Origin of the sequence: Chitinophaga silvisoli, assembly GCF_003412465.1 — a bacterium.
GTDB classification, from domain to species: Bacteria; Bacteroidota; Bacteroidia; order Chitinophagales; family Chitinophagaceae; genus Chitinophaga; species Chitinophaga silvisoli.
Map to the genome: position 1 here is coordinate 159,437 of NZ_QTJV01000004.1, position 20,744 is coordinate 180,180.

Consider the following 20,744-nt stretch of genomic DNA (forward strand, 5'->3'; position numbering starts at 1 on the left):
GCAGATAAAACCGCATAAAAACGCATTCCCTCAAATAAACTTACAGAGAAAAACGCAAAAAAACTAAAATAATGTGCAAAAAGACGAATAAATTTACATTCATCCTGATTCCACAGACAAAGATAAGTGTATGAAAAAATTATCCATACTATTGCTGCTGCTGTTTTTACATCTTTCGCTGCGTGCAGACTGGATCCGAATTAATCAGCTCGGATACCGCCCTGCAGGAATGAAAGTCGCTGTTTGGTGCAGTAAGGGCCAAGATACATTAAAAATTTTTGAGGTTGTTGATGCCCGTACCGGTAAGGTGATGTACAGGCATGCTGCCGGAAAAGCCGCTGGTGCTTATGGCCCCTTTGCGCAAACATGCAGACTGGATTTTTCGCCTTTGCAGCGGGCAGGGCTATATTATATACAGACCGGCGATACAAGGTCTCCACAGTTTGAAATCAATGAAAATGTGTATGGGGGAGCCGCGGAGTTTTGTCTAAGATATATGCGGCAACAGAGAAGTGGTTTCAATCCCTTTTTGAAAGATAGCTGTCATACCCATGACGGGTTTACGGTGTATGCACCTAAGGATACATTTATTAATGTATCAGGAGGATGGCATGATGCTACTGATTACCTTCAATATGCCACTACTTCTGCTAATGCCACTTACCACTTATTAGCTGCCTGCAGAGACTTCCCCGATGTATTTGGAGATACTGTACAGGCTAATGGGTTAAGCGGCAGAAACGGCTTCTCTGATGCCATGGATGAGGCGAAATGGGGCCTTGACTGGTTGCTGAAAATGTATCCTGCTGATGACTGGCTATTTAACCAGATTGGGGACGACAGGGATCACCAGGGTATGCGCTTACCAAAACAGGATACAAACTTTTACCAGCATGGATTAGAGCGGCCCGTTTACTTCTGTTCCGGCCAGCCCCAGGGATTGTTGAAATATAAGAACCGGGCTACAGGAGTCGCTTCTACAGCAGGTAAGTTTGCCAGTTGCTTTGCATTGGGATCACAATTATTTTCTTCTTCCCTGATGAAGGATAAGGCAAATGCAGCATACCAGTTAGGATTGAAATACCCGGGTGTCTGCCAGACAGCACCCGGCAGGTCACCTTATTTTTATGAAGAAGACAACTGGGTAGATGATATGGAACTGGCAGCCGCCATGCTCACAAAACCTGCGGAGGCAATGGCCTTTGCCAGGCAGGAACCGGTGACTCCCTGGTTAGGGAAAGATACTGCCCGGCATTATCAATGGTATCCTTTTATTAACCCGGGGCATTATGAACTGGCGAAACAACTAAAGGGCGCACAAAGAGATAGCCTGGTTCAATTTTATAAAGAAGGGATTGAAAGGGTTTGGCAAAAAGCGAATCACAATGCTTTTTATCGCGCCATTCCTTTCATCTGGTGTAGTAATAATTTAACAACTGCATTTACCATTCAATGTTACTGGTACAGACAACTGAGTGGTGATAATACTTATCTGCCACTGGAGCAGGCTTGTTTTGACTGGCTCTTTGGTTGTAATCCCTGGGGTACGTCCATGGTGTATGGATTGCCTGCAAATGGCGATACGCCAGCTGATCCGCATTCATCTTTTACACACCTGAAACAATATCCGATAGATGGCGGATTGGTAGATGGGCCTGTATATACCAGTATTTACAAGGGTTTGATCGGGATCAAACTGGAGAATGAAGATGAGTATGCACCTTTCCAAAGTGATCTCGCTGTGTACCATGATGACTTTGGAGATTACAGTACGAATGAGCCGACTATGGATGGTACGGCAGTATTGATTTATTTGCTGGCAGCACAGGAAAGTGCTAAGAATACGGTGGTGCAACGGGGAATTGTAAGAACCGATACTACTAAAAAAGAAATCTCACTTGTATTTACAGCAGATGAATTTGCAGATGGTTTACCTGCTATTACACGGGTATTGCAGCAACAGAAAGTAAAGGCTTCTTTCTTCTTCACAGGCAGGTTTTATGCGCAACATGATGTACGTGCTTTGATCAGGCAAGGTCATTATTTAGGACCACATTCTGATCAGCATTTATTGTATTGTGACTGGAATAAGAGAGATAGTTTACTGGTAACAGCCGCTGAATTCCGGGATGATATGAAACGTTGCCTGGCAAAGATGTCTAAGGCTGGTGTGGATACTGCTGAAGTGAGATATTATATTCCTCCTTATGAATGGTGGAACAGTACGATTGCTGCATGGTCTGCTGAGATGGGATTACAGATTGTAAACTTTACGCCGGGTACAGGCAGCAATGCTGATTATACCTATCCGGAAATGGGTGCCGCTTACAAAAGCAGTGCGGCTATCCTGACATCCATCTCCCGGTTCAAGGGAGGATTGAATGGTGTGATCCTGCTGATTCATGCAGGCACTGATCCCCGGCGTAAAGATAAATTGTATGATCATTTGGATGAGCTGATCACCTCATTGAAAAAGCAAGGATATAGCTTCCGGAAAATAAATGAATCGGTCAATTGAATAAGAAATCCATTCAATGAATGATAAAATTTTTTCCATGAATTTCGAATCAGGTCAATACATTAACGCACCTGCCCATCTCCTCTAACGAACCATTTTTCTGTCACCAGCTTTTCCAGTGCAAAAGGTCCGCGGGCATGGAGTTTCTGTGTAGAGATCCCGATCTCTGCACCCAAGCCGAATACACCGCCATCGGTGAAACGGGTGCTGGCATTGACATACACTGCAGCGGCATCTACTTCGTTCAGGAAGCGTTCACTGATGGCTGCATCGTTGGATACAATGGCTTCGGAGTGTTTGGAAGAGAATTCCCGTATATGCGTTAATGCTTCTTCTACTCCATTTACCACTTTCACAGAGCATTTGAAGTCGAGAAATTCACGACCGAAATCTGCTGGTGCTGCGTGTTGCAGATGTGGATAAGACAAGCCTTCCAGGATCTTGTAAGAAGGTGCATCTGCAAAGATCTCCACATTATACGCCGCCAGTGAAGGAGCTAACAATGTCAATAACCCGGCAGCTACCTGCTGATCTACTAACACTGTATCCAGTGAATTACACACTGAGGGACGGCTCACTTTTGCATTCGTCACGATCCTGCTGGCTTTCTCCAGATCAGCTGTGGCTTCCACATATGTATGGCATACACCTGCACCTGTTTCTATCACAGGTACCTTACTGTTTGCACGTACAAATTCGATGAGTTGCTGGGAACCTCTTGGAATGATGATATCGATATACTTTACTGCGCTGAGCATCTCCTGGATCAGGGCACGATCCACAGGCAGTAATTGTACGGTATGTACATTGACGTTGAATTCCTGCAGCACATCCTGGATGATTTGTACCAGGATGGTATTGGTATGGAAAGCATCGGAGCCACCTCTCAGCACACATACGTTGCCTGAACGGATACAGAGTGCTGCCACATCGAGGGTTACATTGGGTCTTGATTCATAGATCACCCCCACTACACCCAAAGGAACCGTACGTTTTTGTACATGCAGCCCATTGTCCAGCGTGCGTTCTAATACTACTTCATTGGCAGGATCAGGTAAAGCGGCAATTTCGTTCAGACTCTCTGCGAGTTGTTGTATGCGCAGTTCATTCAGTAATAAGCGATCTTTCTTAGGGTCTTCGTCAGACATCTTATCCAGATCCTTTTTATTTTCGGCAACGATTGCAGCTGTCTGCGCTGTCACCTGCACTGCCAGTCTGCGCAGCAGTTGTTGCTTCTGCTCATCGGCAAGTGATTTTATAGCGCTGGTAGCCTGTTGTGCATCTACCAGCATTTGTTGTATGCTTTGCATTGTAATTTCGTTTCCGGTGGCTACAGCAGTACGATATCGTCTGCATGTGCTACCTCAAGGTCATGTTGTTTGTTGTCTTCCGAGAGTAAATCAGAAGAAACTTTTGCGCGTGCCACGGCAATTACATTGTGCTCTTCGTCTACTATTTCAAACACCTCTCCTCCTTCAAATGTTTCCAGCACGGTTAATACACCTACTGCCAGCAAGCTACGTCTTTTCTGTAGTGCTGTCAGTGCACCGGCATCTACCAGTACTCTGCCTGTGACCAGACTACCGCTGGCCAGCCATTTCCTTCTTGCAGGCATGCTGCATTCCTGTGGTAAACATACGGTGCCTGTGGTGCCTGCAATGGCATTGAGGATGCCATCGGTGGTATGAATACCGAAGATCACCACACCGATTCCCATTCTTGTAGCCAGGCGGGCAAAGGTGAGTTTGGACACCATGCCACCCAGGCCTACTGATGATTTCTTTGTATCTGCCAGTGATAATATTGATTCGTTGATTTCCGGGATTTCCGGGACTACCTTTCCGTCTTTACCCAGCAATCCGCCTACGGAGGTACTGAATAACAGCAAAGAGGCACCAAAGCCTACGGCAATCAGGGTCGCCAGTTCATCGTTGTCAGAGAATTTCAATTCCAGGTCGCTCACTACGTCATTTTCATTGGCTACCGGGATGACATTGCTGGCCCACAGCTCTTCGTACGTTTTCTTCAGTTGCAGGAACTGCTGCCTGTTGCTGAAGTGACGGCGTTCGCAGAGACTTTGGGCAATGGCGATGTTGTAAGGAGCGAAATAACGGGCATATTTGCTGAGCAGCAAGGGGTTGCCGATGGCAGCTGCCGCTTTGCGCTCACTAATGGTGCCACTGTATCCCTGCAGGAATTTTTTGCCTGCAGCTACTGCTCCTGAAGAAACTAACACGATATTGTACTGCTCCTGTAATTCTGCCACCTGACGGGCTATTGAAGCTATGATCGTCTCATCCAGCTCCCCATCTGCATGTGTGATGGAGGCTGATCCAAATTTGATTACGAGTATCGGTTTAGTCACTGTCCCAAAAATTTGTTGCCAAAATTATTCAAATTGCTGAGTATATTTTAAAAAAGTATTTTGTTGCCAGGTCTGGTTGCGGCCTGCGGCCGGTTAAAATGAGAAACCCATGAAAAACAGTCGAATTCCTACCTTAGCCATGATAGCCATTATCAGCCTGATCTGCGGCACTGCTTATGCTCAGCAGGATACCGGGTATCACTGGTATACCCCTGCCTGGATTGAAGGTCAGGGCTTCCCGGTTGCCGGCAAGTATGACAGACTACCCGCCAGGGCGGAAAAAACAGTGCCTCCCAAAGTATGGAGTCTATCCAGGATGAGTGCGGGACTTTCCCTTCGCTTTCGTACCTCTGCCCCGGATATTATGGTCAGGTATGTGGTAAGTGGCAAACAGGAAATGCCTCATATGCCGGCTACAGGTGCCAGTGGTGTAGATTTATACAGCATAGATCCTAATGGAGAATGGAAATGGAGTGCTGGGAAATACAGTTTCGGGGATACCATCACTTACAGGTTTTCCGGTATGAGTAAGGATGTGGGGGAATACCGCCTGTACCTGCCACTCTACAATACGGTACAATGGCTGGAAATAGGTACCAAAGCCGATTCTATTCACTTTCTGCCCCTGCGGCTGGAGCAGCCTATTGTCATTTACGGCACTTCTATTGCCCAGGGAGCCTGTGCCTCCCGCCCGGGATTAGCCTGGGCCAATCAATTGGAAAGGATCATGGACCGGCCCCTGGTCAATCTTGGTTTTGCGGGAAACGGGAAACTGGATCCGCCGGTAACGGAATTATTGACTGATATAGATGCGAAGGTGTATGTGCTGGATTGTCTGCCCAATATCTCAGGGCTCCCCGCGGCAGAGATCACTGAAAAGGTACTGACGGCTGTAAAGCAAATCAGGAAGATGAAACCTGCGACACCGATTTTACTGGTAGAACATGCCCGTATCAGCGGCAATGCTGCACAGGAAGCCGCTTATGAGCAATTGCTCCTGCATGGCGAAAAGCAATTATACCTGCTGCCGGCGGCTCAATTAGGCTTAGACCTGGAAAGTACCGTAGACGGCACGCATCCCAATGATATAGGAATGCAGCAATATGCCAAAGGCTATGCGCAGGTACTCAGGCAGATTTTTAATGAGCCGGTGGGCAATATCAATACGACCATCCCCTGCCGGCAATACCGCGAACTGGTTCGCTATGACTGGGATCTGCGCCATTATACGCAGTTGCGCATGAACAAAAAGGAGGCCCCCAAAGTTGCCATCATTGGTAATTCCATCACACACTTCTGGGGTGGACAACCTGCGGGGCCAATTGCAAGGGGCACAGATTCCTGGCCTGCAGGCGCACGGAATATGGGTTTTGGATGGGACAGGATTGAAAATGTGCTCTGGCGGGTTTATCATGATGAACTGGATGGTTTTGAAGCAAAGAAGATCCTCATCATGATAGGTACGAATAACCTGCAGATGAATAATGATGCGGAAATCATAGCAGGACTGCAGCAACTGGTACTTGCCATTAAAGCAAGACAGGCAAAGGCGGATATACTTTTAGCAGGCATACTGCCAAGGGTAGATATGGCTGAAAGAGTAGCAAAAATCAACAAAAGCATTCTCCAGCTGGCAGGCAGTACACAGGTGCAGTTCATCAACCCGGGGCAGGTATTGCTGAAGGCAGACCAGACACCTGACAGTACTCTTTACACAGATGGCCTGCATCCAAACAATACAGGGTATAGTAAACTGGCGACTTACCTGCAACCGTATTTGAAATAGATTTACAATTCAGGCCCTGGATTTACATTTCATTTAAACTCTTTGACCCAACTGTGACACGTGTTTTGAACCGTGCCTGTACTTTACAACGCTTAAAAATCAATTGAACCAATGGGTGCACGTTTTGCTTTTCACCTTACAATGTTGACCGCTGTTACGCTCTTTGCCAGGGAATCTTCACAGGCACAGGAAAAAGACCTGACCCGGTATGTGAAACCTATAATCGGTACTGCCAAAATGGGGCATGTATATCCCGGGGCTACCGTACCTTTCGGCATGGTGCAGCTGAGTCCTGACACGGATACCATTCCTTATGAAATGAATGGAAAATATAACCCGGATGTGTATAAGTATTGCGCGGGTTATCAGTATTCGGACAAGACGATTTGTGGATTTAGTCATACCCACTTCAGTGGCACCGGTCACTCTGACCTGGGTGATTTTCTCATTATGCCGACTACCGGTCAGCTGCACCTGAACCCGGGTACAGCAGATCATCCTGAAACGGGTTACCGCAGTACATTCTCGCACGACAATGAAACCGCTGCTGCCGATTACTACAAAGTGAAGCTGGATAAATACAATATTACAGCGGAACTGACGGCTACCAACAGGGTCGGTTTTCACCAGTATACTTTTGCAGAAGCTACAGATCAGGCACACATCATTCTCGATCTGATGGCGGGTATTTATAATTATTCCAACAAGAACGTGTGGACATTTGTAAGAGTGGAAAATGATACCCTCATTACAGGTTACCGCCAGACGAACGGCTGGGCAAGAACAAGGATCGAATATTTCGCCATGTCCTTCTCCAAACCATTCTATCAGTATGGGCATCAGAACCAGACGAACGATGTATACAGAGGTTTCTGGAGGAAGTTCGACACGAACCACAATTTCCCTGAAATGGCGGGAAGACAGATCCGCGCTTATTTTGACTTCAAGGTAGCCGCCGGCGAAAAGGTGAAGATCAAGTTTGCATTATCACCAGTGAGTACAGAAGGTGCATTGAAGAACCTGAGAGCAGAAGCTCCGGGATGGGATTTTGAAAAAGTGAAAGCTGATGGTCAGGCGCTGTGGAATAAGGAACTGCACAAAATCGATGCGCAGCTGCTGAATGAGGATGAAATGGTGAACTTCTATACTGCCATGTATCATGCATTCATCAGTCCTACTACCTATATGGATGTAGACGGCAGCTACCGTGGTTTAGACCAGAATATTCACCAGGCAAAGAATTTCACCAATTATACGACTTTCTCCCTCTGGGATACTTACCGTGCATTGCATCCCCTGTTCAATATCATCCAGCCAAAACGCAATGCGGATATGGCACAGAGCATGCTGGCACACTTTGACCAGAGTGCACAGCATATGCTGCCGGTATGGTCACATTATGCAAATGAGAACTGGTGTATGATCGGTTATCACAGTGTATCGGTGATTGCGGATGCGGTGATCAAGGGTAATGCTCCTTTCGATGCGAACAAGGCTTTGGATGCCTGTGTAACGACGGCGCGTCATCGTAACTATGATGGTTTAGGCTACTATATAGACAATGGCTATGTACCTGAGGACAAGAGTGGTGCTTCGGTATCCAAGACGCTGGAATATGCGTATGATGACTGGTGTATAGCACAGATGGCGAAGAAACTGAACAGAAACGATATCTATACGGAATTCATGAAGCGGGCTGAAAATTATAAGAACGTATATGATCCTGCTTCGGGTTATATGCGGCCACGCCTGAGTGATGGTAGTTTCAGGAAAGAGTTCGATCCACTGAAGACAGACAACCAGGGTTTCATAGAAGGCAATGCCTGGAACTACAGTTTGTATGTACCACAGGCACCTGCGGCCATGATAGCACTGCGTGGTGATAAGAAGGCGTTCTCCCGTCACCTGGATTCCCTGTTCACGATGCACCTGCCGGATGAGTTCTTTGCAGAGACGGAGGATATCACGAGGGATGGTATAATTGGTAACTATGTACATGGTAATGAGCCATCTCACCACGCGGCTTACTTATATAACTGGACGGGTGAGCCATGGAAAACGCAGGAGCGTGTGAGGATGATCCTGAAGAAGATGTATAAACCGGCAGCTGATGGTCTGGGTGGTAATGATGACTGTGGTCAGATGAGTGCCTGGTATATTTTCACTTCTCTTGGTTTCTATCCGGTTTGTCCTGGATCTACTGAGTACATTTTGGGTAGTCCGGCGGTAAAGAATGCGGTATTAGAGTTAGAAAACGGGAAAACCTTTACAGTAGAGGCACCGAATCAGAGTGAGACGAATGTGTATGTGCAGAAGGTGACGCTGAATGGTAAACCGGTACTGAGTAATTCAATTACGCATGAAGATATTATGAATGGTGGTAAGCTGGTGTTTTATATGGGAGCGAAGCCAAAGAAGTAGGTTGTAACATTATTTGCTAAAGCATAGATCGAAAGGTCTCTTTGAGGTTGGAAACGGCCTTGAAGGGGCCTTTTTGAGTTTTAAGCGGGTAGTAGGCTTCGATGGAAACAGTACATCGAAAGGGCACTATAAGGGCACCAAAAGGTCACTTCAATATCCCCGGGATATAGAGGTGACCTTTTGGTGTCGAAGAAGTGTCGAAGAAGCGTCGAACAAGCATCGAAGAAGCGTCGAACAAGCGTCGAAGAAGTATAGAACAAGCATAGGTATTTACCTGGTACTTAAGTATCCATGCCAGGTTGAAGGGAGCATCATGATAAAAGGATTTCGTAAATTTATAATAACTAACCCTGCACATATGAAATCTTCATCGCAACCAACCCGTTTCAGGTTCCACAACCTGGGCATCGGCGATATTCAGCTGGGCCGTAAACCTGGACACATTCCAGGTATGTTACCTTTTAACTTATACACTGGCAAACATCATTTTACTGTCTCACCACATGCCAGTCTTTACCATGTATTTAACAGACCTATCAGGTGTATGATTGAGCAAAAAGACAGTGGGATTGCATTGAGTCATCTCTTTGCGGGAGTGAATGAGAATGGATTTATCAACCGACTATTTATTTACCCGGATCAAGCTGGTTTTCAGCTGGCTACAAGGCTGAGCCACTTATACGGAGAGCCCGCTGCTCAAAACAATTGGGTAACGGAGAGTGATACGGAGATTACATTGCAGACTTCCAATACACTGTTGCAAACGGTGATTGCATTTCGGTTTTTGTATGACGTGACGGCTTTGAAGGAATACGAAGTGAGAGTAGTATAAAAAGAAAAGGCCTGCTAAAAAGCAGGCCAGTTATGGTACTTTGGGGGGGACAATACAATTTAGGGTTTTCAAAGGGTACAATATTTTAAATCAGCATTCAGGCTAATTGCCTGATCAATATTATTAAAAATAAAGTTGACGTAGCACGCTTGATGAATGAATATGTTAGGTGCATTTGTTATGTTTGGATTAACTGTTATAACATCCGAATAAACACGCAATGAGCAAAATGCCTGTCAGTCATGCTGGTAGGAGGTTTTTGGTGGATAAATTACTGAGATACAGTCTCAGTTTTACGATTTCGTGGGTATAAAAAACCGGCAATGAATCAACACGAAACGTACCTATACGTATATAAAAACTGCGTGAATCACGGTATTTGAAAGACCGGGGTTTCCCGGTATTCAAGATCTCCATTCTAAAGTGTAATCGTAATAGCCCTGAATTGACCGAAGGAGTATCCCTAAATCAGGTAGTATGTAGAAAAAAAATACCCACACCGATAATTCCCGGTATACACGTACCGTTATTAACGCAAATATTACTGCATCTTTACAGGAATTTTGAGTAGAAAAGGGCGGTTTTTGCATTATATAAAATCATATATGAACTGATTATACAGTAATTACGAATTTATACACATTGTAATGTTATGATTATTAATAACTTACAGTGATAACTGTATTTGTTTATAATTAGTTTTATGTTGTCAATGAGATTTTCAAAACCTAAAACAATATCTTATGTCAGCCGCTACTATTATGAAGGCCGGTCAGTTTGTAAACGATAAGCATGTTACCATGCTCCGGAATAATTACAAGGAAACCAGATGGAAAGCGAATTCTGAACGTCTGGGCAAATTGGATTCCCTGAGTGTTTGGTACAGCCTGGCTGAACTGAAACACTATATCGAGACAGCTGAAGCTGCTGGTGCGGACGGTATCAGAGTCTATTTCGGGGTATATCCTTCTTCCTACCCGGAAAACATTCTGCTGGAAGACAGACAAACCATTGCTTTCGTAGCTACTCAACAGAAAGTAAGCGAATCCGGTAAAACTGAAAATAAAGATCTGTATGTTTCCACACCTAATGGTGCTGAGATCGTAGCTTTTAATATTGGTTATCCTTGCCCTCCAGCCTGCATCGGTCAAGCTGGGAACGAGTTAAAGGGTGTTAAAATTGATGCTGCAGTTACCAGTAAAATCTAATATATACCCCATCTATATACAGATTTCAAGTTATACTGCCGGATGAGTCATCCGGCAGTTTTATTTCAAGCAAAAAAAATTTCACGTTGCTTTTACTAACTTTCCACGACCAATAACAGTTAAAAGCTATCGTATTATAATTTTTATGTCCTGTGCACTACTGAACGTTTTAACGTTATCACATTTTTCGCTTTATCAGCAACCGGTGATTGTCATGACAATTTCGTTATGCTTCATTGTTGCACTCCTGGCCAAATTGCAGAAACAACCTCCCAGCTACCTGAACTCGTTCATTATTTATATACTGGCCACTATATCGGTCGAAATTATTACCTGGTGGTACAGCCTTCATAATATGAACAACCTGAAATTCTATAATGGCTATATCACGCTGAATTTTCCTTACCTCCTCTTCCTGCTCCGTTCCTTCTTATCGACACCTAAGGTCATAAAAGCACTGAGCTATACCATTGTCATCTTTCCCATTTGTGCACTGATCAACCTGCTTTTTATTCAGGGACCTAATATTTTCAATACATATACTTATATGGTAGGCTGCCTGCTGGTAGTGATCACCTGCATATTTTACTTCTATGAGCGGATTAAATATCCCGGTCCGCATAGCCTGCTCCAGGATCCTACTTTCTGGACAGCTACCGGATTGTTGTTCTTTTATACATGCAGCCTTCCGCTGAATGGAATCCTGAATTTTATTTCAAATATGCCATGGCTTGTATTTACTACGCTACATGTAACAAATATTATGATAAATATTATTCTATATTTATTCTTTAGTATTTCGTTTATATGCAATCTGATTTTCAGGAAATCTTCCCTGTAGTATTTACATCGATCTTCCTACTTGTATTGCTGGTAGGGTTCATTATCATTATGCTGATTCTGAATCAGAAAGGCCGACTTGCGCAGGCCCAGGAGCTACGATTGCTCAAGGAAAGGTATGAGCAGGAACTACTGCGCTCACAGCTGGAAATCCAGGAAAACGTGTTTGGACACCTATCCCAGGAGATCCATGACAACATTGGTCAGTCCCTGACCTTTGTAGCCCTCTCCCTGCTCACCGTACCCGTGGAAAACAACAGTGAAGCGCATGAATACATAGAGGAAAGCCGAAAAGCCCTGCAGAAAGCCATTACAGAGCTGAGAGACCTGTCGCGCAGCCTCCATACTGACAGAATTACGGAAGTCGGTTTAGGACAAAGTATCAATTTCGAACTCGAAAGACTGAGACGAACTAATTTGTACGAAACTTCCTTTAATTTTGCAGACATCCGGAACCTGCTTGACCACCAGACAGAAATCATTGTCTTTCGTATTGTACAGGAAATGCTGAACAACATTGTGAAACATGCCAAGGCAACGAAAGTGGAAGTAAGACTTTCCCATAACATTGACTTTATTGACCTGGAAATAACTGATAACGGAATAGGTTTTGACCAGGAAGCCCTGTTTGCCGACTCAAACCAGCACAAGGGCCTTGGACTCAGAAATATTCGTAAAAGAGCCAGTCTTATTGGTGGAACCTTTCAGATCAACAGCGCTAAGAACAGCGGAACTGCTATCCGAATCACTATACCCGTAAACAAACAATCATTCCATGAGCATAACCAGGAAAGCGAAATATAGTGTTGCCATTGCTGATGACCATGTACTTGTCAGAAAAGCCCTTGGGCGATTAATTAACACTTTTACGGATTACTTCATTCTCTTCGAAGCGAACAATGGAGAGGAAGTCATCAAAATCATTAATAACCGGGAAATGCAGCTCCCCGATATCCTCATTCTCGACGTGAATATGCCGGGTATGAACGGATATGAGACTGCCACCTGGATCAATAACCATTTCCCCCAGATCAAGGTACTGGCACTGTCCATGCTGAACGATGAATCTGTGATCATTAAGATGCTGAAATCAGGCGCGAAAGGCTACATTATGAAGAATGTAGAACCCGATGACCTGAAGGAAGCCTTTGATTCTATCATCAAGAAAGACTTCTACCTGCCTGATTATATCTCCGGCAAGGTGATCTCCGGTCTGCAGAAAGATGTGTTGTCGCTGAGTGAAAAGATCGAACTCACGCCGAAGGAAAAAACCTTCCTGCAATATCTCTGTACGGAATTGTCCTACAAAGAAATTGCGCAAAAGATGTTCGTCAGCCCACGCACGATCGACGACTACAAGAGCAGTCTATGCGATAAGCTGAAAGTCAAAACCCGGGTAGGTCTGGTAATCTTCGGCATCCGCTATGGCCTGATCGACATCAATACTGATTAAGAGAATGATGTTTGGGTTGTTATTTGAATTATTTCCCGCTGTACAGGATTTTGTATTCAGACAAACAACTATGGCAACAGCTGAATAACCATTATAAGGCATGGTCCTTCACAACCGGTTTCCCTTTCCAGGCTTTTTGCGCTGTCCATTCTTCCGCTGCCCCGGTCCAGAATTTATGTCCGGGCGCTAAACCTAATGCGAGAAATGCGACTGTACACAAGTAAGAGCTGCCTGTAGAAGTATAGATATCTGCTATTTCCGGCTGATGGCCACAGAAACCCAGCTGCATCCAACCCTCCTGATCAAAAGTACCGGGCGCTTCGAAGATGCGCTTCTTGACTGCTGTCAATGCACACCTTACCTGTGCCGGTGACAGGCTGTCCGGTAACTGATCGTATAAAGCCAATTGCACGAGGGGCTGGAAACCTGCATTCCTGTAAGCCATAGAACGGCCTACTACAGGGAATGTGCCTTCAGGAGAAATCAGTCTTTCCTGGATCACGGCATAGCGCTGCATCCGCTGCAGTGCCTGCTCATACTCTGATTTATTGGCTTTGCCATTGGCAAGCAGGACCTTTAGAATATCCACGAGCATAGGCTGGATCACGAAACCATTGTAGTAGTCAAAGTGAAAGTCGGCACCATCGCCATACATGCCATCGCCTTTGTACCATTCCTGGTGTTTCTTTACGGCAAAGTCCACCCGCATGGCATCCCAGTCTTCGCCGAACTGCAGCAGGGCTGTTTCTATCATGGCAGCAAAGAGCAACCAGTTATTATAGCCCGGTTTGATGCTCCGCAGACTTTTGAAGGCGGCTATGACCTGGCGCTTTACCTTATCTGGCAGGGGATCCCAGAGTTGCTTCGGGGCACGGATAAAACCATGTGCCAGGAAGGCACCGTCTACCAGGGGCTGGGCATCGTACTTAGCTGTGAAGTTCATGAAGTCAGGTCCGGAGGGGTTCACAGCCTGGGCGGTAGCCTCCAGGGCAAGTTTGATCATACGCCCCCTCATTTTGCCTTCTTCCGTATCGTCGGCTCCCAGTTCCAGCCAGGGGGCGATACCGGCCATAGTACGGCCAAAAGCCTCAAGATAGGTCACTTTTTCAACGGGCTTGCTATAAGCAGGAGCTACTTCCAAAGGCATCAGCTTTTTCAGTTGTCCTTTACTCAGGTTGAACAGGACCGGTTCTGCGATGCGGACCATCAGTGAGGTCCAGTATTCCCTGTCGTTCGGGGCATCGGAATGGGTTGTAGTGGATGTGGGTAACATACTGCCTGCTTTTACGGCGGTGGCCAGACCGGCTAGTGGTACTGCCTGTATAAAACGCCGCCTGTTCATTTACTGTATTTTTTATAACGGAGTAATGCTTCTACAAAGTAATAGTCCGCATAGGTCAGCGGTACATCTACTTCTGAATTTGCCGGCAGGTGGCCTACGCTGTGTTTGAGAATGAAGTTATTGTTAGTACCGGCTTTGGCAAGGTATTCATCGCTGCTCAGTGTTTGCAGGATTTGTTCCGCCGTCTGGAAATAAGTCTGGTTCTTTGTATACTGACTCAGTTCCAGCAATGCGGAGGCCATGACTGCACCTGCTGAGGCATCGCGTTTTGCATTTGGAATATCGGGTGCATCAAAATCCCAGTAAGGAATTTTATCAGCCGGCAGATGAGGAATGATATAGTTGGCTATTTGCTTTGCCTGTTCCAGGTAAGCTCCATCTTTTGTTTCTCTGAACATCATGGTATAACCATATAAGCCCCATGCCTGACCGCGGGCCCAGGCAGAGCTGTCAGCAAATCCCTGCGCGGTATTTCTGGCTACGACAGCACCGGTGGCGGGATCATAACCGATGACGTGGTAAGAGCTGAAATCGGGTCTGAAATGGTTCTTCATGGTAGTGTTAGCATGGGTACGGGCAATGTGTGCGAAGGAGGTATCGCCTGTTTCTTTCGTGGCCCAGGTGAGCAATTCCAGGTTCATCATATTGTCGATGATCACAGGGAATTTCCACTTGCCATGATCCCATGATTTGATGCAACCAACTACCGGGTTGAAACGGGTAGTGAGTGTGCGGGCACTGGTAATGAGCACCTGTTTGTCCTTAGGATTCCCGGTCAGGCGGTAAGCGTTGCCAAAGCTGCAATACATCATGAATCCCAGGTCATGGGTGGTCTTGTTATATTGCTCTTTTTCCACCTCTGTAGTGCGCTTGCGGGCTTCCTTAAGAATGGTTTTATCTTTTGAATATTCATAGAGGTACCATAGTGTACCGGGATAAAATCCGGAGGTCCACCATTCGGTACCGGAGGTCACCAGTTTACCGGTTTTATTATCGGTTGTGCGGGGCAGCAGGCTATCCGGCACATGGGTCATCATTTGCTTGTATTGTTGAATAGCGAGGTGCAGGGCTTTGTCTGCCGCCACCTGTGCGTTTACGGGAATTACAGCACCTGTAAGCAGCACGCTGCCCAGGAGGAAGAGTAGTTTTTTCATACGTGACGAACTTTCGTTTATACTGTTAACTCTTTTTTCGTTTTGTTGATTTTACTTCGGAAGAAGCACGTTTTATTAATTGAATGGGTACCATTGCCGCAGCGTGGCGCTGTGGCGATTGCCTGGGTTGTTGCATCAGGTCCAGCAATGCTTCGGCCACCCGCTCTCCCATCAGTGCGGGAAACTGGTCTACTGAAGTGATGCCCGGGTTGATGATTTCGGCTCTCGGGTCGTTGGAGTAGCCCACTATCTTCAGGTCTTCCGGTACCCTGACATTGATCTTCCTGCAATATTCCAGGATGGTAATGGCAGTGGTATCATTGGCAGCGAATACACCATCGGGGTAGGGTTGTTTTGCAAAGATCTTTTCGCATGCCTGCCATGCATTTTCACGGGTTAACTCCTGGTAAAAAACCCTTGATTTTTTAAAAGGAATTTTGTGTTGCTGCAGGGCAGTTCTGAAGCCAGCTACCCGTTCTACATAGAGGCTGCAGGTGAGCGGACCGGAGATATGCACAATGTCTTTACAACCTTGTTCTATCAGGTGTTTCGTGACAGTTAAACCACCCAGGTAATCATCGCCTTTCACGACGGTGACATCGTAGTCCGTTGGTACCCTGTCAAAGAATACCAATGGAATATTGTTATCCTTAAAGATATCGAAGTGGGAGAAGTCGGTAGTATATAATGTAGTGGATACTGCCAGTGCATCGATTCGTGCTGAATAGAGGGTATTGGTTAGCGCCACTTCCTGTTCATAGGAATCGTTGGACTGACAGATGATCACATTATAGCCATGCTCCTGGAGTTTGTTTTGAACGACAGTACTGATAGTGGCAGGGAAGAACATGGAGATGCGGGGCACGAGCAGACCGATTGTTTTACTTCGGTTATTGCGCAGGCCAGCAGCCATTGCATTGGGACGGTAGCCCAGTTTACGGGCCATCTTTTTCACTTTCTCCTTGGTGCGTGCGCTGATATTGGGGTGGTCATTCAATGCCCTGGATACAGTAGACACGGAAAGACCCAATTCTTCAGCAATATCAACGATCGTTTTTTCTGTTCTTTTATTCATATATCAGTGTGTAGCCATCGTACTACCGACCCATCCAGCCTCCGTCAACTGTTAGTATGGTACCATGTACATAGTCCGAGGCAGCTGATGCCAGGAATACGGCAGGTCCCTGGAAGTCTTCGGGAGTACCCCAACGGCCGGCGGGGATGCGTGATAAGATGGCAGTGCTGCGTTCTTCATCTGCGCGGAGGGCGGCGGTATTGTCAGTAGCAATATAGCCCGGGGCTATAGCATTGACATTGACCCCTTTTCCTGCCCATTCATTGGCAAATGCTTTCACCAGCGATCCTACCGCGCCTTTGCTGGCAGCGTATCCCGGCACATTGATGCCTCCCTGGAAGGTAAGTAGCGATGCTGTAAAGATAATCTTTCCGTGGCCGTGGGAAAGCATCTGTTTACCAATTTCGCGTGTCAATATAAATGGTGCATCGAGGTTGATGCCCAATACTTCGTCCCAGTATTCATCCGGATGCTCTGCAGCCGGTTTGCGAAGAATGGTACCTGCATTGTTGACCAGGATATCGATGACAGGAAAGCGGGTACTTACTTCTTTTATAAAAGTATACAGGGCTTCGCGATTGCCCATATCGCAGGTATAGCCATAGAATTTTCTGCCGGCTGCCAGCACCGCTTTTTCTACTTCACTCCCTGTGGGTTCCAGGGAAGCAGATACACCTATAATATCTGCGCCAGCTTCTGCCAGTGCTACGGCAATACCTTTACCAATACCTCGTTTGGCACCGGTGACCAATGCCACCTTGCCTGAGAGGTTGAATGACTGCAGTATCATAAAGTTTATTTTTTTCAGGTTAACGTAAATCAGGCACTGCACATACATCCATGTCGCTATAGTCGAGGTTTTCGCCAGCCATGCCCCATATAAATGTATAGTTGCTGGTGCCGGCACCTGAGTGAATGGACCATGGCGGAGAAATCACTGCCTGTTCATTCTGCATCCAGATATGCCGTGTTTCCTGTGGCTGGCCCCAGAAGTGGCAAACGGATTGCCCGTCGGGTACTTCGAAGTAGAAGTAAACTTCCATGCGACGGTCATGTGTATGTGCAGGAATGGTATTCCAGATGCTGCCGGGTTTGAGTTCTGTCATGCCCATCTGCAACTGGCAGGTAGGCAATACGGAAGCAACCAGCAGTTTATTGATGGTACGGTGGTTGGCAGTTTCCATGCTACCCAGGGTTACGATCTCGGCTTCCTTTTTAGTGACCAGGCGTGTTGGATAAGTTTGGTGAGCTGGTGTAGAGTTGAGATAAAACTTAGCGGGTTGTTCGCAGTCATTGCTGCTGAACAGCACTTCCTGTTTGCCTCTGCCTATATAGAGTGCTTCCTTGAAGCCTACTTCAAATATTTCTCCATCTACCTTTACCTGGCCGGGAGCGCCTACATTGATGATCCCCAGTTCTCTGCGTTCCAGGAAGTAGGTAGCTTTCAGCTGATCGGGTGCCAGCAGTTTTACGGTTTTATTCACCGGCATGATTCCCCCGGTGATAAAGCGATCATAATGACTATATACAAGTACTGCATCGTCGGCAATGAAGAGCTTTTCAATGAGCAGTTCTTTTCTGGTTTCGTCTGTCGTCCACCGCAACACGGAGGTTGGGCTGGTGGCATATCTCGTTTCGGCAGTCATATGGCTGACAATTAATTTTTAGAAATGATATTAAATAGTGGGTGATGCGTATCAGTGCATCTTTTCATAACTGAATGGAAAGATAGTGCTAAATGCTCATAAATGCAAACGTTTGCATAGCCAGCAAACTGATACTTTTTTATCACCGATCACTCTTTTTTTGGCTAATCTACCTGGTTCCGGGTGTTTGAGGGCTTTACCGGCATTTAATCACATTATAAATAATTGCATAAGGTGAGAACGCTGTATCCGGGGGTTTCCTTTTCTGACGGGGATTTGGGCTGCCCGGTTTGGCTAAAACCTTTTAGCCAACCTATCGAGTGATTTTGCATCATTCTAAAGGCAAAATCTCATTATAGATTAAGATTTTAGTATTAACAGGCAGTAAGGTAATTTTATACTTTAGCTTATATGAATAAGTATCTGCAAATACATCCCGGCGACAATGTACTTGTTGCTTTGCAAGACCTGCAGCAAGGTACGGAAGTCGGGTTTAATGGTTCCACTATAACCTTATTAAAAGACGTTCCCGCTAAGCATAAATTCATGATCGCTGATGTAAAGGAAGGCGATCCTATTACTATGTATGGTGTACTGGTAGGCAAAGCTAATTGCGCCATTGCAAAAGGAGAACTGATCACTATTACAAATGTTAAGCACGATGCAAGTGCTTTTCATGAGAAAGAAGGAACTGTAGCATGGGAACAGCCTGATGTGAGTAAATGGGCGAACCGTACTTTTATGGGGTATCACCGTAATGACGGGCAGGTAGGTACGCGTAATTACTGGCTGGTGATCCCGATGGTATTTTGCGAGAACCGCAATGTGAGCGTGATCAAGACAGCTTTTGAAAAAGGGCTGGGGTTTGCGCCTGCGGAAGTATATAATGAGCAGGTACAGGATCTGGTTTCTTTATATAAGAAAGGAGATCTGAATGCGATAAAGACTTATACGGCAGAAGCTGTAACCCTGAGTAATAAACGGCATACTGTATTTAATAATATAGATGGTATTAAGTTCCTGATGCACGAAGGTGGTTGTGGTGGTACAAGGCAGGATTCTGATGCGCTGTGTGCGCTCCTGGCCGGGTACATTCACCATCCGAATGTGGCGGGTGCGACTGTGCTGAGTCTGGGTTGCCAGCATGCGCAGGTATCTATTCTTCAGGAAGCATTGAAGAAACTGAACCCGGCGTTCGATAAACCGGTATTAGTATATGAGCAGCAGAAGAGTGCTTCTGAATTTGCGATGTTGTCTTCAGCGATTAAAGATACTTTCCTGGCGCTGATTGAGGCGGATAAACAGGGTCGTCAGCCAAGTCCGCTGTCCAAACTGGTGATTGGCCTGGAGTGTGGCGGGTCTGATGGTTTTTCAGGTATTTCTGCGAATCCTGCGGTAGGTCATACATCTGACCTGGTGGTGGCATTGGGTGGTACTTCTATCCTGTCTGAGTTCCCGGAATTGTGTGGTGTGGAGCAGGAGCTGATCAACCGTTGTGTGGAGAAAGATGTGTCTGATAAGTTCATTCGTATTATGCGTGCGTATGAGAGTCAGGCAGAGTCTGTGGGATCTGGTTTTTATATGAATCCGTCTCCGGGTAATATTAAGGATGGTTTGATTACAGATGCGATCAAGAGTGCGGGTGCGGCGAAGAAGGGGGGTATTTCTCCGGTGATTGATGTACTGGATTACACGGAGTATGTGAAGAAACCGGGATTGAATTTACTTTGTACACCGGGGAATGATGTAGAGTCTACTTCGGCTGAAGTGGGATCCGGGGCGAACATTGTGTTGTTTACAACTGGCCTGGGTACGCCGACAGGGAACCCGATTGCACCGGTGGTGAAGCTGGCAACGAATACGAAGCTGGCGCAGCGGATGCCGGATATTATTGATATTAATACAGGCACAATTATCAGTGGAGAGGTGAGTATCGAGGAGATGGGTGAAGAGATTTTGGAGTATGTGATAAAGGCAGCGAGTGGGGAGGTGCATACGAAGGCAGAGTTGCTGCATCAGGATGATTTTATTCCGTGGAAGAGAGGGGTGAGTTTGTAAGAAGAATTGATTTGAATTTTGAATATTAAACAAAAACGCTTTTGCC

16 protein-coding genes are annotated in these 20,744 nt (G+C 46.0%); 9 read left to right on the forward strand and 7 right to left on the reverse strand.

Annotated elements, in window-relative coordinates:
• Nucleotides 1-130: 130 nt before the first annotated feature.
• Complete coding sequence (locus DXN04_RS12730; RefSeq protein WP_116853736.1) at nt 131-2,518, forward strand: glycoside hydrolase family 9 protein; 2,388 nt, start codon at nt 131-133, stop codon at nt 2,516-2,518.
• 62 nt (nt 2,519-2,580) lie between these two features.
• Here the strand turns inward: DXN04_RS12730 and DXN04_RS12735 are convergent, their stop codons facing one another.
• Entirely contained in the window at nt 2,581-3,828 is a 1,248-nt protein-coding gene (locus tag DXN04_RS12735; protein ID WP_116853737.1) for a glutamate-5-semialdehyde dehydrogenase, read from the reverse strand.
• Nucleotides 3,829-3,848: 20 nt separating this feature from the next.
• Nucleotides 3,849-4,883, reverse strand: a complete 1,035-nt coding sequence (gene proB, locus DXN04_RS12740; RefSeq protein ID WP_116853738.1) for a glutamate 5-kinase — start codon at nt 4,881-4,883, stop codon at nt 3,849-3,851.
• Nucleotides 4,884-4,992: 109 nt separating this feature from the next.
• Here proB and DXN04_RS12745 point away from each other — a divergent pair, with 109 nt between their 5' ends.
• From DXN04_RS12745 to DXN04_RS12775, 7 genes are all read left to right on the forward strand, one after another.
• A complete protein-coding gene (locus DXN04_RS12745; RefSeq protein WP_199415037.1) occupies nt 4,993-6,669 on the forward strand; it encodes an SGNH/GDSL hydrolase family protein in 1,677 nt (558 codons plus the stop codon).
• 111 nt (nt 6,670-6,780) lie between these two features.
• Entirely contained in the window at nt 6,781-9,090 is a 2,310-nt protein-coding gene (locus DXN04_RS12750; RefSeq protein WP_116853740.1) for a GH92 family glycosyl hydrolase, read from the forward strand.
• A 358-nt stretch (nt 9,091-9,448) separates the two neighbouring features.
• Entirely contained in the window at nt 9,449-9,922 is a 474-nt protein-coding gene (locus DXN04_RS34535) for a hypothetical protein (RefSeq protein ID WP_147319915.1), read from the forward strand.
• Between the two features lie 743 nt (nt 9,923-10,665).
• Entirely contained in the window at nt 10,666-11,130 is a 465-nt protein-coding gene (locus tag DXN04_RS12760) for a hypothetical protein (protein WP_116853742.1), read from the forward strand.
• 214 nt (nt 11,131-11,344) lie between these two features.
• On the forward strand, nt 11,345-11,971 hold the full coding sequence (locus DXN04_RS12765; RefSeq protein ID WP_116853743.1) for a hypothetical protein: 627 nt from the start codon (nt 11,345-11,347) through the stop codon (nt 11,969-11,971).
• Nucleotides 11,938-12,774: a sensor histidine kinase gene (locus DXN04_RS12770; RefSeq protein ID WP_116853744.1), complete on the forward strand. Its 837-nt coding sequence runs from the start codon at nt 11,938-11,940 to the stop codon at nt 12,772-12,774. Before DXN04_RS12765 ends, DXN04_RS12770 begins: the two co-directional genes overlap by 34 nt.
• Nucleotides 12,746-13,423, forward strand: a complete 678-nt coding sequence (locus tag DXN04_RS12775; protein WP_116853745.1) for a response regulator transcription factor — start codon at nt 12,746-12,748, stop codon at nt 13,421-13,423. The genes DXN04_RS12770 and DXN04_RS12775 overlap by 29 nt, the downstream gene beginning before the upstream one ends.
• 91 nt (nt 13,424-13,514) lie before the next feature.
• Here the strand turns inward: DXN04_RS12775 and DXN04_RS12780 are convergent, their stop codons facing one another.
• Genes DXN04_RS12780 through kduI form a run of 5 tightly spaced genes read right to left on the reverse strand, consistent with a single transcriptional unit; the run spans nt 13,515 to nt 18,640 of the window.
• On the reverse strand, nt 13,515-14,765 hold the full coding sequence (locus tag DXN04_RS12780) for a DUF2264 domain-containing protein (protein WP_116853746.1): 1,251 nt from the start codon (nt 14,763-14,765) through the stop codon (nt 13,515-13,517).
• On the reverse strand, nt 14,762-15,919 hold the full coding sequence (locus tag DXN04_RS12785) for a glycoside hydrolase family 47 protein (RefSeq protein WP_116853747.1): 1,158 nt from the start codon (nt 15,917-15,919) through the stop codon (nt 14,762-14,764). The genes DXN04_RS12780 and DXN04_RS12785 overlap by 4 nt, the downstream gene beginning before the upstream one ends.
• Nucleotides 15,920-15,944: 25 nt before the next feature.
• Complete coding sequence (locus DXN04_RS12790; RefSeq protein ID WP_116853748.1) at nt 15,945-16,994, reverse strand: LacI family DNA-binding transcriptional regulator; 1,050 nt, start codon at nt 16,992-16,994, stop codon at nt 15,945-15,947.
• A gap of 22 nt (nt 16,995-17,016) precedes the next feature.
• Nucleotides 17,017-17,781 (reverse strand): SDR family oxidoreductase, encoded by a 765-nt coding sequence (locus DXN04_RS12795; RefSeq protein ID WP_262512471.1) that lies wholly within the window; start codon nt 17,779-17,781, stop codon nt 17,017-17,019.
• A 22-nt stretch (nt 17,782-17,803) separates the two neighbouring features.
• Nucleotides 17,804-18,640 carry a 5-dehydro-4-deoxy-D-glucuronate isomerase gene (kduI, locus tag DXN04_RS12800; protein ID WP_116853750.1) on the reverse strand — a complete coding sequence of 279 codons (837 nt, stop codon included), beginning with the start codon at nt 18,638-18,640 and terminating at the stop codon, nt 17,804-17,806.
• Between the two features lie 411 nt (nt 18,641-19,051).
• On the opposite strand from kduI, the gene DXN04_RS12805 reads away from it, so the two are divergent.
• Nucleotides 19,052-20,698, forward strand: a complete 1,647-nt coding sequence (locus DXN04_RS12805) for a UxaA family hydrolase (protein ID WP_116853751.1) — start codon at nt 19,052-19,054, stop codon at nt 20,696-20,698.
• The last annotated feature ends 46 nt before the right edge of the window (nt 20,699-20,744 follow it).